The following is a 12849-nucleotide window of genomic DNA, read 5'->3' as shown; positions in this document are numbered from 1 at the left end:
GCTGAAGTAGTGCCTGTGACACGCTCCCGAAGGGCGAGTTGGCTTGGCTCACAGCCTTTGTTAACGATTTTTGATTTAGAATGACTAGATCTTCTAATCGTTGCCGTGACTGCGAACCAAGCCATTCTCGCTGAACCGAGCATCTTGAGGTTACTTGGGTATATGTAGGGTTTATTTGTCGATTAACCCTATCACTGACTGCCGTTTTTTTATTGCTTACTGTTAATCTGACTTCTGCTGATTCTCGGTCAATATTTTTGACATAACTCATATCGGCAGCTCGATATTAGTAGAGCCTTGAGATACCCAGATCCTTTGCGATACGGAGGAGCTAAACCGTTGACAGTCAACCTTCATCTCAGCCTTGTTAGCGATGAATAGGTATTACCGTTTCAGCCTTTGTAGTACTTACTCTCTTTAAAGGCATCGCGTTCGCGCGGGTCTTTGGCTAAGAACATCCAAATCTCTTTCATGCTTTGTTCAAAGAACTCTTCTTCCAGTACGACCAGCGAGCAGTGTTCATCGAGGTTTAGAAAGAATGGTTCTAAGTTATCAATACCGATTTGTTCCACGTCGCCGAGCGCTAAGAAGAACAGCTTTTTATCGGTATTTTGTACTTGTAATTCTGGGAGCTTTCCCTGGTTCAATACCGAAAAATTAAGCTCGACCGTTAGTCCGGTGCGGTTCTGATTTAGCTCATACACCTCATCTGATTGTGTCGTGATGGTGTAATTCAAGTCATTAAAGTAGTTAAGTGTTTCTTGTTTCATCTAATATCTGGCTCTTTGAATTTAGGTTCGCTGTTAAAGCCCTTTCAAGTACTGCGCGTTGGTGGCTGGATGAACCATCTTCTGTAAGGTTTGCATGTTTTGCTCGCTGCTCTCGGAGAGTTGCTTCAAAAAGGCATCTATCAGCTCGGGCTTGGTGACCGATACTCTGGTTTCGGTCTGTATATCGCGCAGATCAATCAGCACGTCGGTAAACAGTTGTGGCAAATCCTGCAACACTTGCAGGTTCAGTACATGGTGTTCGCCATAGAGGGAATTATGACTGCCTTTCTGTTTTTGCAGCACATACGGATTGTCTTTGAGGTTGATGATTGACGTGCGCTTTTCACAACGCTTTAGACAGCCTTTGTTTACCTTCACTTTACGGCAGCCTTCGGTTTGCTGAAACAGGCACTGGCGGCTGGTAAGCAAGGTATTCGGATGATAGATACTGTAGAAGCTGCGCATGGATTGTGGGCGTTTGATATGGCGCATCTGCTTCATGTTCACTTCATTGGAGATAAACGCGCCGCTGGCGGAAAATTCTTCCTGCAAACACTTCAACGCATAAGAGTTGGTGGTGTTCATTTGCGGCCCTGCAACCCAGTCTAAGTCAAGCTCTAGCGCTATCATACCCACGCCGGAGTTATTGGTGATAAGAAGCTCAGGTTGAATCGTCTCAAGGAAATTTCGCGCGGCTTGGAAATCATCACCAATCAAAATTGCCGGGAACCAAGGTTTTAGAGCGGGATTTGCTTGGAATAGCTCGACCATTGCTGTTAACTCACCCGCTAACCCCATTGGCAGTTGATAATAGACATCGACATTTTGATATTCACTTAGCATGGCATCCTGCGCAGAAGAGACCAGCACCGACAGTTTTGGCGCGCCTTGAATGGGGTCGGGCTGAGTGAGCTGCGGAATATCCGGTACGTCAATTGCGCCTTTCAAGCTGCTGCCAGAATCCTGAGCGGAGCTGATATCAAAACCCTGCGTCTTTGTAGCGACTTTCTCGATGATGGCCGTTTTGTCATCGTAGAGCTTCCTTTTAACCTGCTGGACTTCACTCTCAGACTGACACTGATAAATCTTAGAGAAGTGTTTGACGGCGTGATCGCGCGGGTTGTCGATGTACATTGCTTTGCCGAAGTTGCCCTGTAAAAAGGCATTGGAGAAATCACGGTTAAACACGGTGTAAAGCTCAGTCGTATCGTCAGATAGCTCTAAACCGTCACACAGGCGATCAATTTGCTGACGCCAGTTATCGACCACTGTGTAAACGTAGTGCGATTTCTTGATTCGGCCTTCTACTTTTAACGAGTACACACCTGCATCGGCAAGGGCTTGCAGGTCACCAAAGGCGGAGTTGTCTTTTAGGTTAAGCGGGCAGTGATGGCCGGCTTTTGTCGTTTGGTACTGCTCGCGACAAGGCTGGCTGCAACGGCCACGGTTACCAGAAGCGCCATTACGTGCGCTGCTGATATAACAAATACCCGAGAATCCGATGCAGTAAGAGCCATGAACAAACACTTCCATCATCACGTTATGCTCACGACCAAACTGAGCGAGGTGTTTTATCTCGTCGATATTTAACTCACGCGAAAGGTTAACGCGACTCGCCGTTAACTGATTGAGGAACAGAATCTGCCCTTCGTTATGGGTATTGAGCTGAGTCGAAGCATGAACATCTAAATCAGGAAAGTGATGTTTAAGAAGGTAAGCCAGCCCGAGGTCTTGCACGATCACACCATCGATGGAGGTCGTATTTAACTGACTGAGCAGGCGCACGATCGCCGGAATTTCACTCTCTAAAATCAATACGTTGAGAGTGAGGAAGATTTTACAGTTGTGCTGGTGTGCGAGTGTTAATACGCCGTTTAAGTTATCCAGCGTGAGGTTGGCTGCTCTATTGCGGGCATTGAAGCGGTCCAGCCCGCAGTAAATGGCGTCTGCGCCTGCTGCGATTGCTGCTTTAATTGCTTCTAAATCGCCACCGGGTGCCAATAACTCAAATTGATCGCGTGTCACTGCATTTCTCTTACTCAACAAACAGGTGGCGCATGTTACGTATTTCACGCTGTTGTTGCTCGGTTAGTTGATGCTTTATTAATCTGTGTCAATTAATCAAGGAGGATTGCTTGCTGGTGGTCATCTACAAGACTTGATCTATAGTTTTCTTACAGTGCAACGAGTAAGGATTTTGTCATGTTTAAACCGATGATTATCATTCTGTTGGCCATGTTAACTTCATTTTCGCTCCTGGCCGCAGAGAGTGTGGTTCGAATGGAGAGTAAACACTCAGTAAAAGATACCGCGGATAAGTTTGTCGCGAATGCACAACAGAAGGGCTTCAATGTTTTTGCGCGCATTAATCATCAGGGTAATGCGGAAAAAGTTGATATGGACTTAAAGCCGACAGAGGTGATTGTATTTGGTAACCCGAAAGCCGGGACACCTTTAATCCTTTGTGCTCAGGAAGTTGCTATCGACTTACCGCAAAAAATCTTGTTTTATGAAGACCTTAGTGGCAAAACCTGGCTGGTTTATAACAATCCTTACTATCTCAAAGAGCGTCACAATATGGTTGGTTGTGACGAGATGCTGGATAAGGTCTCGGCAGCTCTGAAAAATTTGGCAAGCGCTGCTGTGGAGTAACTAGTTATGTACGTTGGTATTCGATAATTAAAAACCCCGCCAATTGTGGCGGGGTTTGTGTTGGACTCAGTGTGACAGCAAGTTATGCGAGTTTAAATGTCGCGACTTTTGAGTTCAGTTCATCAGCCTGAGACTTGAGATCGGTAGATTGATGTTTTGCAGTCTCAGCCCCCACGACTAAGTGGTCAGTAACATCTTTAATTGATGTCACGTTTTGGGTGATCTCATTGGTTACATGAGTTTGCTCTTCGGCTGCGGTGGCAATCTGAGTGGCCATATCACTGATGAGCGCTACCGCCGAATTGATTTCATCCAAAGCCGAAGCTGCGCGGTCGGCATCATCTACTGAGCCTTGTGCTAGCTGAGAGCTTTTATCCATGATGGTTACCGCTTTTTGCGTCGTTTGCTGCAAGGTTTCAATAGTGGCGCGAATCTCTTCTGTTGAGGTGTGAGTACGTTGAGACAGTACACGCACTTCATCCGCAACAACGGCAAAACCGCGTCCTTGTTCACCTGCACGAGCCGCTTCAATGGCGGCATTAAGAGCGAGCAAGTTGGTCTGCTCTGCGATGTCGCGAATGGTGGACAGTACCGTTGAGATATCTTGTGCGTGCTGATTCAAATCACCAATGACGACGCTGGCTTGGTTTACTTCGGACGAGAGGTTGTTAATAGACGTTTTAGTATTAATGACCAAACTGTGTCCATTTTGCGTGCTGGATGATGAATCCAGTGCTGCCTTCGCGGTTTGCTCGGCATGTGAAGCGATCTCCTGAGTAGCGGATGCCATCTCTGTCACGGCTGTCGCAACCATGGTGATCTCTTGTTGCTGATGGTTTAAATCTGCCACCGACTGATTTGCTCGCGACGTGCCCGCTTCAGACTGTTCACGCAAAGCCTCTGCCTGCTGACGAATATGTCCGATAAGTAACTGGAGGCTTTCGACAAACTGGTTAAAGTTGCTTGCCAGGTCTCCGACTTCATCTCTGCTTTCAATCTTAATACGCTGTGTTAGGTCACCACTACCGTTAGCAATTTGAGACAGGGCATTAGAGACGTTATAAAGTGGGCGGAATAGAATGTTGCAAAGCAGATTAAACAGAGCCACACAGATGATCACTACTACGCTAGTCGCGATAACTTGCCCCCAGACTGCCTCGTAAAGTGGTGCAAGCAAAGAGTTATGATCCAGCACAGTGACAGTCGTGAGTTTGGTTCCCTCAATCGGGCGTGCGTAGATCACATGATCGACACCATCAATTGATACTCGATGCTGCGCTTCCATGCCAGACGCGGTTGATATATCACTGTGTTGTAAGCCCAGTTTACTTACAGGTTGGTTAAGTAGGTTACTGTCATTATGAGTAAAGATGTTACCTTCATCGTTAGCGATGAACATGTATCCTTCGCCGGGTAGGATCACCTTATTCAGGCTATTGAGGATGTCTGCGATTTCAACGTCAGCGCCCAGTACCGCTTTTTGTCCATGAAGCTGTAGCGCTTTGCCCAGCGACACCACATTCGCTCCCGTTGCAGCCGCTACTGTAGGGTTGTCCATGAATACTTTGGTTGGTTCGGCACTCGCGTTGATATACCAACCCCATTTACGTGGGTCGTTATTGCCTGGCGGCAAAACCACACCATTAGCATTTTGCTGTGAACCATCAGGGTAGGCGATAAAGACATTGTCGAATGAGCCCGAGTCCCGCAACTGCTTCAGGTGCGTCACAATTGCTGATTTTTCTGACTCTTGTGAAAGGGATGCCAATGCACGTTCTTTAGAGATTATCCAGTCACTGACATATTGATTGTAAGAGGCGCTGGTACTCTCCAGGCGTTGTGTGACATCAACCTCCAGTCTTTGCAATGAATCCCGAAAAGACAAACCTTCTACCAATATCCCCCCGAGAATAATGGCAGCACTGGCAGAGATAGCCAGTTTGTTTTTTAATGATAGATTTTTCAACATAGTGATAGGAATAGATCTTTAATTTAATAGTTGTTTTCGTTCTCATCCAGCCATACACGCAAAGTGTTTGGAGAGACTAAGAACAGTTTTTCGGATTATATTTCATAGCTCAAAATAAATACTGACTCAATGTCTCGTATTTGAGTTTTTGTAGGAATTGTCTTACATAGCGTTGTGTGTGATTGAAAGCCGTCAACACTTTATCGAAGGTGGGAATTAGAACGCGAATTCTGGTTTAAACCCTGTCTATTATGTCAAGGCTATATAATGAGGACTATATTGAGTGACATAGTCCTCAAACTGGATCTCTTTTATGCGTACTGTCTTGTTACTCTCGGCGTTAATGCTGTCTGGCTGTTCAGCTGCTCCTTACTCAACGCCGATTCAGGCTGATACGAACTGGCACGTCAATCAGCTCTCAAACGGAATGAGATACCACGTCTACCCGACGCAAGATAAAGAGATATCCATTCGTATGGTTGTGAACACCGGCTCGTTTCAGGAGCAGGAAAACCAGAAAGGGTACGCACATTTTGTCGAGCATATGGCGTTTAATGGCAGTACCCACTTTTCTGGTAATGAAGTGGTTAAGCTGTTCGAGCAGTCTGGCGGGAGCTTTGGCGCAGATATCAATGCATTCACGAGCTATCAGCTGACAACATACAAGTTGGATCTCGCTGATAATCTTCATTTGAAAGAAGCTTTAACCTGGATGCGGGACATCGGTGATGGCCTGACATTTTCATCAGAACAAGTTGAAAAAGAAAAAGGCGTGATAATGGGTGAGTGGCGCCGGGCAAATCCGGATGATAAATCTTTTGCTCTCAACGCTTATCAAGCGTCTGTAGAAGGCACTCTTTATGGAGAACATGAGCCGATTGGTACGCGGGAGTCGATTGAAAATGCAACCGCAGCCAGTCTGAAAAGCTTCCATGAACAGTGGTATCAACCTCAGTACACTGACTTGATCGTTACCGGTAATGTGGATTTCGAATCACTTTCAAACCTGATTAATAAGACATTCGCCAGCTGGGAAAGTCGCTCTGAGGTTGTGTTGAAAAAACGCCGTGACATACGAGTGAACACGAAGAATGAAATATTGCCGAGTAATTCAACCGAATCACCCAGTTTGCACCTTGTTATTGAGCGGGGTGCTATCAGTCGCCAGACTATTGAGCAGCAGCATCAGGAATGGCTGGATGAAGTCGCTGGACAGTTAATTCAGCAGCGATTGATTGCTGATCTCAATGATGCGGCGGTGCCATTTCAGTACGCCTACGCTCAGTCGTATTATTCTAACTACCACCGCGTGATGGCGGTCGGCCTCTCATTTTCGCCAGAGCGCCGTGAACAGATGCACGAGTTACTTATGCGCACATTGTCTTCGTTACGTGATAATGGCGTGACGCAAATCGAGTTAGACAGCATTCTGGCCAACTGGCAAGGTGAGTTAGCCAATCTCGATTCAGACTGGAGTAAGCGTAAACCAGACAGCTACGCTGAATCACGGGTATTTCAATTAGAACAAAACAGTGTGAGCCAGTCTAAGCAGAGTTACGCTTACAGTCTGGAAACGTTTCTCGACAGCGCTACGATAGAAAAGTTGAACACTCAGATCAGCGAACTTTTATCCCAGCAACCGAATTTTTCTATCGGCATGGGGCAGAATGAAACACGTGCACAGTTCTCCGGTGCTTTTACTGCACTGAATACTGCCTATCTCCGGGCCGGAGAAAAGCCATTGTTGATGACAGAGAAATCTGGCGCCTTCCTTCAACCCGTAAAGGAAGGCAGCATCATTAGTGAGCGTGAAGAAGCCGGTGGCTTTAAGGTCTATACACTTTCAAATAACGTGGAAGTGTGGTTCCAAAGTGATAAAAAAGCCGCTGGTCGCGCATACATTTACTTTGCCAGCCAAGGGGGAAAAGCCGCGCTGGATAAGCCACTTTATCCGGCGTTCGAAATCGCGACTATGGCAACAGTGAGAAGTGGGCTAGGGAACTTTTCTGGTTCTGAGTTAGACAGTTACTTACGTACTAACAATATTTCTCTTGTCCCGATGCTTGATAGTACCAGCCACGGAGTAAAAGTGACGGCTCAAAAAACGCGCCTAGAGACTGCGTTGAATGCGATCTATAACTTGACCACAGAGTTAAAGGTGGATGAACGTCAACTGAGCGCGGTAAAGCAAGAATTTAAACAGCAACGGCGCGCGTTCTTTGCATCACCAACGGGTAAGTTGATTCAGGAAGCGAACCGGAACGTGTATATGCCGGATAGCCGCCATCGTATGTTAGACAGCAATGGTGTTGATCCCGTGACCTCTGAACAGATACTCGCGGTACACAAACGGTTATTTAATTTCAATGATGGTTTCAAGATGGTGATTGTCGCCGACTTGGCATCAGAGCAACTTGAACCCCTACTGAAAAGGTATGTCGCTTCAATCGAGATGCGCCCGGGTAAGCCGATTGATTATCACGTCTCGTTAAAACCTGATGCGCCGGCTCGATCTGTCATTACAGATGGACATGAACCATCTTCGCTTTACCTGCAGCTTTTGACCAACGCTAACTATGATGCTCAGAGCGGGAGAGACACCATGATAGTTGATATCTTGCACCGTATTAGCTCGGCGCGAGTACTGGATCAGCTGCGAGAGGAGTTAAGTCTGGATTATAACCCGAGTGTTTATCCGATGATTCAGGATCGTGAGCGAGTCTCTCACTGGTTTTTTGAGTCGCAGGTAGACCCAAAGTATGTAGCGATTATGGACAGTCAGCTGAACAAAGTTTTTGATGACCTGGCCGTTAATATTTCGCAGAAAGAGGTAGATATCGCAGTGAGACAACTGGTGGTGGCGATGCAGGGAATGGAGGATAACCCTAGTCAGCGAGCCTGGCTATATGGCCGTTATCTGGTGCATGACTACGGGCTGAAAGAACTGTTGGATGTTGAAAAAGCGGCTCAAAGCATCACCCTGGAAGAGGTTAAGGCTCGTGCCCTTTCAGCATTTGGACCGCAGGTTAAACGTAGCACTATTATTTTGAATCCATTGTAATGGATTGTTGACAGCATTCGGCGTACTACAGATGTTAGTCATCCTGAACAGCGACGAAGGAGCGTGATTCAGGATCTTCTATCCTAGTACGCTATACCCAAATGACTTCAAGGTGCAGGATTCAGAGCGTTGTCACTGACACAAGTTCAAGGCTTTCAGTTGCAAAAGAACGACGCAGCGGAATAGCGAGCTATTTCCAAGTTATTTGACGCAGAAATCGTGTCAGTGACACGCTCCCGAAGGGCGAGTTGCCTTGGCTCACAGTCTTTGTTAACGATTTTTGATTTAGAACCACTAGATCTTCAAATCGTTTCCGCGCCTGTAAGCCAAGTCATTCTCGCTGAACCAAGCATCTTGAAGTTATTTGGGTATATTGCCAAAGATATTTCTATCTCTACTCAGGGTGCTGATATTAGATTCCTAGTCTCGCTAAGGCTCGATGGAATGACCGAAAGGGAACATTCCAGCGAATGTTATATGCGATGTTAATCGAGTTGATACTTCTCTACCAAAGCCAGTTTTTCCTGATAGTCATCAATTAACTCTGATTTGGTTTTTCCTTCATTGTGATAGAAAAGCGCACCTTGGCTTTTAAGGAGGTCGTAATGCTCGTTGATCATCTCAAGCACGGTATTTACTCGTTTTAATGTGGTCGCAGTACAGCTCTTACCGTCGAGGTCGTCTTCGATATCCAGCACGTGAGAGCGGAACATCTCAAGAAGAAATAAGTTCTCTAAGCTTTCTTTATCCTGCAAGGCCGCTTGGTACTTAGCTATTTGTGCTTCTTTCGCCTGAATAACGGCTTTGCTCGCGTTGTGTTTACGTAGCCACCGGCTTTGCTCAAGCAAGATGTTAAGCGCTTCTTGCTTAACGTTTTTGAACTGAGCCAATGATTCCTGGTGTGAGCCCCGATGATTTACAAGCCAGCCGGACAGAAACCGGGTCTCAAAGCGTTCGCAAAATTGAAATATCGGCGCATTAAGCCCGTCACTGTTCAGTTCCGTCAATGGATCAAACGGGTACATGTAGCCGAAATCGAACAGCCACAGTTTTTGGTCGCTATCAATCAATAGATTCCCGCTACACAAATCCCATTCAAATAAACCGACCTTTTCACATGCAGATAAGGTTGAGAAAAGCTGATAAAGAAAGGAAGAAGATACGGCGCTGACAGGATCACCTTCGAGCCAATCAGACAGAATGATTCCGAGACGATAGTCGGCGTAAACTGTTGGTACGATACACTCGAAATCGACAGTTGTGTCCGGACAGTCTTTCCGTTTTTGCAAATCGGATCGGCGCTGTACTTCATTCAGGAAAGATAGCTGACCGTCGAGGTTCTTTACTTTTGCCTCTGGGCGCTTCTTTTTCAGCGTATAGTCTTTTCCTTCAAACCGAACTCGAAAGACCTCAGCCGTCAACCCACTCTGAAAAGCTTCGATTACATAAGGCGATTCTCCGGTTGTTATCGCAAGTTGTTCCGGCGGTATAGGACAGTCGTCGATATTACCAACGATGAGGTTCTTTCCGCTTTGTTCAAAATACAGTTGCTGCTGTTGGCGTTGGTTCATGTTGAGATCCGTCTTCGAGTCAATACTGTTCATTTTATCATCAGTGCTGCTAAAGAAATCATCCTTGTTTCATAAAGTTAAGGAGGAGGCATAAGGAGCAGTTTGTCAAATAACCTTTTTATTAGTGTGGTTATGTGAGGAGGGTCTTGAATTTGATGTAGTCCCATTCCGACTTGCTTGTCGTACCGTTCCTAAATGGTATTAATAGAGATAACTGATTGAAATGTCGTTTAAAGCTTATGGTAGCGTAACGGCAATGATATTCACTTACGCTTAGACGTTTTATCTCTTTAAGGAGAATTTATGAGTAAAGACAACCATTCAGCAGGCAAGTGCCCGGTGATGCATGGTGGCATGACATCCACAGGTTCTACTGTTATGGACTGGTGGCCAAATGCACTGAATCTAGACATCCTTCATCAGCACGATAAAAAAACTAACCCATTAGGCGAAGATTTTAATTATCGTGAAGAGCTGAAAAAGCTTGATGTCGAAGCGTTAAAAAATGATCTCAAAGCGCTAATGACAGACAGCCAAGAGTGGTGGCCAGCAGACTGGGGTCACTACGGTGGCTTGATGATTCGTATGGCTTGGCACTCAGCGGGTAGTTACCGTAACGCGGATGGCCGTGGCGGTGCTTCTACCGGCAACCTACGTTTTGCTCCTCTTAACTCTTGGCCAGACAACGCGAACCTTGATAAAGCGCGTCGTCTACTTTGGCCACTTAAGAAAAAATACGGCAACAAAATAAGCTGGGCTGACTTGATGATTCTGGCTGGTAACATGGCTTACGAATCAATGGGTCTTAAAACCTTTGGTTTCTCTTTCGGCCGTGAAGATATCTGGCATCCAGAGAAAGACACTTACTGGGGTTCTGAAAAAGAGTGGTTGGCTGAATCAGGCGGCGAAGGTAGCCGTTACTCTGGTGAACGTGACCTAGAAAACTCTCTGGCAGCAGTAATGATGGGCTTGATTTACGTTAACCCAGAAGGTGTTGATGGCAACCCTGATCCACTAAAAACAGCGGCAGATATGCGCGTGACTTTTGCTCGCATGGCAATGAACGATGAAGAGACTGTTGCTCTAACTGCTGGTGGTCACACTGTAGGTAAAGCACACGGTAATGGTGACGCAGCTGAGCTAGGTCCAGAGCCAGAAGCGGCTGATATCGAAGAGCAAGGCTTAGGCTGGAACAACCACACTTCTCGCAGCATTGGTCGTGATACTGTGACCAGTGGCATCGAAGGTGCGTGGACAACTCACCCAACGCAATGGGACAACGGCTTCTTCAAGATGCTACTAGAGCACGAGTGGGAACTGAAAAAGAGCCCAGCGGGCGCTTGGCAGTACGAGCCAGTTGACATTGCAGAAGAAGATAAACCTGTTGATGTAGAAGATCCTTCAATCCGTTACAACCCTATGATGACGGACGCAGATATGGCGCTTAAAGTTGATCCTGAATATCGTAAGATTTCAGAGCGCTTCTACCAAGATCCAGCGTACTTCAACGAAGTATTTGCGCGTGCATGGTTCAAATTAACGCACCGTGACTTAGGCCCTAAATCAAACTACGTAGGTCCAGAAGTACCGGCTGAAGATTTGATTTGGCAAGATCCAATTCCTGCTGGCGTGACTGGTTACGATATTGCCGCTGTTAAAGCTAAAATTGCTGCGACAGGCTTAAGCGTTGCTGATTTAGTTGCTACTGCATGGGACAGCGCTCGTACATTCCGTCGTTCTGACCTTCGTGGTGGTGCGAACGGTGCACGTATTCGCCTTGCTCCGCAAAACGCTTGGGAAGGTAACGAGCCAGCACGTTTAGAGCGTGTACTAGGTGAGTTGACTCAAGTAGCTGAAGAATTTGGTATCAGCGTTGCAGATACTATCGTTCTTGCAGGTAACGTTGGTATCGAGCAAGCGGTTAAAGCGGCAGGTTACGACTTCGAAGTACCATTTGCGGCAGGCCGCGGTGATGCAACTGCTGAGCAAACTGACGCGGAATCATTCGACGTACTAGAGCCTCTTGCAGACGGTTTCCGTAACTGGCAGAAGAAGCATTACACAGTGAAACCTGAAGAGATGCTACTAGACCGCGCTCAACTGCTTGGTTTAACTGCACCTGAAATGACTGTTCTTCTTGGTGGTATGCGTGTACTTGGTACCAACCATGGTGGCAGCAAGCATGGTGTGTTCACAGAGCGTGAAGGTGTACTGACTAACGATTTCTTCGTTAACCTAACCGACATGGCTTACACTTGGAAGCCAACAGGTCGTAACTCTTACGATATCTGTGACCGTAAGAGTGGTGAAGTGAAATACACCGCAACGCGTGCTGACCTAGTATTTGGTTCAAACTCTATCTTGCGCTCTTACGCTGAAGTGTATGCACAAGACGATAACCAAGAGAAATTTGTTAAAGACTTCATCGCGGTTTGGACTAAAGTGATGAACGCTGACCGATTCGATATCGCTTAACGAACAAACTCGTTTCAAGTACCGGGTTGTCCAGTACCAGTCAAAAACCAGCAGTAAATCTGCTGGTTTTTTTATTCAATTCTTTTGGGGGAGAGGGGGACTAAATTTCAATAGACTCACTTTGTGACGCAAAACTTTCATGAAGACAATAATGGCTCTTCTCATTAGTAAGAATTTGCTGATAAAGCCGTAAATTAACGGTGATAAATTATCGCTTAAAGATCAGTTAACTTAATGAAATTAAAATTGTTCATGGTTAATGGGCCAGCATATGTGTGAGATGGCAATTTGTGCATCTATACTTAGTATTGAGGTGCACCTTGATGATTATCAATCAATGGTCAAAATATA

General features: G+C 46.1%; 7 protein-coding genes. 3 read left to right on the top strand and 4 right to left on the bottom strand.

Going from position 1 to position 12849, the window contains the following annotated elements; translation table 11 throughout:
• Positions 1 to 392: 392 nt before the first annotated feature.
• A complete protein-coding gene (locus KHN79_RS21275; protein ID WP_182011128.1) occupies positions 393 to 770 on the bottom strand; it encodes a hypothetical protein in 378 nt (125 codons plus the stop codon).
• A gap of 33 nt (positions 771 to 803) precedes the next feature.
• Positions 804 to 2795 (bottom strand): U32 family peptidase, encoded by a 1992-nt coding sequence (locus KHN79_RS21270; RefSeq protein WP_182011129.1) that lies wholly within the window; start codon positions 2793 to 2795, stop codon positions 804 to 806.
• 177 nt (positions 2796 to 2972) lie between these two features.
• Between KHN79_RS21270 and KHN79_RS21265 the strand changes: the two genes are divergently transcribed.
• Positions 2973 to 3422 carry a DUF302 domain-containing protein gene (locus KHN79_RS21265; protein ID WP_182011130.1) on the top strand — a complete coding sequence of 150 codons (450 nt, stop codon included), beginning with the start codon at positions 2973 to 2975 and terminating at the stop codon, positions 3420 to 3422.
• An 82-nt stretch (positions 3423 to 3504) separates the two neighbouring features.
• On the opposite strand, the gene KHN79_RS21260 is transcribed toward KHN79_RS21265, so the two are convergent.
• Positions 3505 to 5391, bottom strand: a complete 1887-nt coding sequence (locus KHN79_RS21260; protein ID WP_182011131.1) for a methyl-accepting chemotaxis protein — start codon at positions 5389 to 5391, stop codon at positions 3505 to 3507.
• A gap of 313 nt (positions 5392 to 5704) precedes the next feature.
• Here KHN79_RS21260 and KHN79_RS21255 point away from each other — a divergent pair, with 313 nt between their 5' ends.
• Positions 5705 to 8452, top strand: a complete 2748-nt coding sequence (locus KHN79_RS21255) for a M16 family metallopeptidase (protein WP_182011132.1) — start codon at positions 5705 to 5707, stop codon at positions 8450 to 8452.
• Positions 8453 to 8937: 485 nt separating this feature from the next.
• Here KHN79_RS21255 and KHN79_RS21250 read toward each other — a convergent pair whose 3' ends face one another.
• Positions 8938 to 10023: an AarF/UbiB family protein gene (locus KHN79_RS21250; RefSeq protein ID WP_182011133.1), complete on the bottom strand. Its 1086-nt coding sequence runs from the start codon at positions 10021 to 10023 to the stop codon at positions 8938 to 8940.
• A gap of 303 nt (positions 10024 to 10326) precedes the next feature.
• Here KHN79_RS21250 and katG point away from each other — a divergent pair, with 303 nt between their 5' ends.
• Positions 10327 to 12498 (top strand): catalase/peroxidase HPI, encoded by a 2172-nt coding sequence (gene katG / locus KHN79_RS21245; RefSeq protein ID WP_182011134.1) that lies wholly within the window; start codon positions 10327 to 10329, stop codon positions 12496 to 12498.
• The last annotated feature ends 351 nt before the right edge of the window (positions 12499 to 12849 follow it).

The sequence above is a fragment of the Vibrio sp. B1FLJ16 genome (assembly GCF_905175385.1).
In the GTDB taxonomy this organism is placed as follows: domain Bacteria; phylum Pseudomonadota; class Gammaproteobacteria; order Enterobacterales; family Vibrionaceae; genus Vibrio.
This window is presented reverse-complemented; position numbering and strand designations above follow the sequence as displayed.

What these genes read in the sequence shown, in the direction of transcription:
- KHN79_RS21275 (WP_182011128.1), bottom strand. Translation starts at nt 770, where the DNA reads ATGAAACAAGAAACACTTAACTACTTTAATGACTTGAATTACACCATC.
- KHN79_RS21265 (WP_182011130.1), top strand. Translation starts at nt 2,973, where the DNA reads ATGTTTAAACCGATGATTATCATTCTGTTGGCCATGTTAACTTCATTT.
- KHN79_RS21260 (WP_182011131.1), bottom strand. Translation starts at nt 5,391, where the DNA reads ATGTTGAAAAATCTATCATTAAAAAACAAACTGGCTATCTCTGCCAGT.
- KHN79_RS21255 (WP_182011132.1), top strand. Translation starts at nt 5,705, where the DNA reads ATGCGTACTGTCTTGTTACTCTCGGCGTTAATGCTGTCTGGCTGTTCA.
- KHN79_RS21250 (WP_182011133.1), bottom strand. Translation starts at nt 10,023, where the DNA reads ATGAACCAACGCCAACAGCAGCAACTGTATTTTGAACAAAGCGGAAAG.
- katG (WP_182011134.1), top strand. Translation starts at nt 10,327, where the DNA reads ATGAGTAAAGACAACCATTCAGCAGGCAAGTGCCCGGTGATGCATGGT.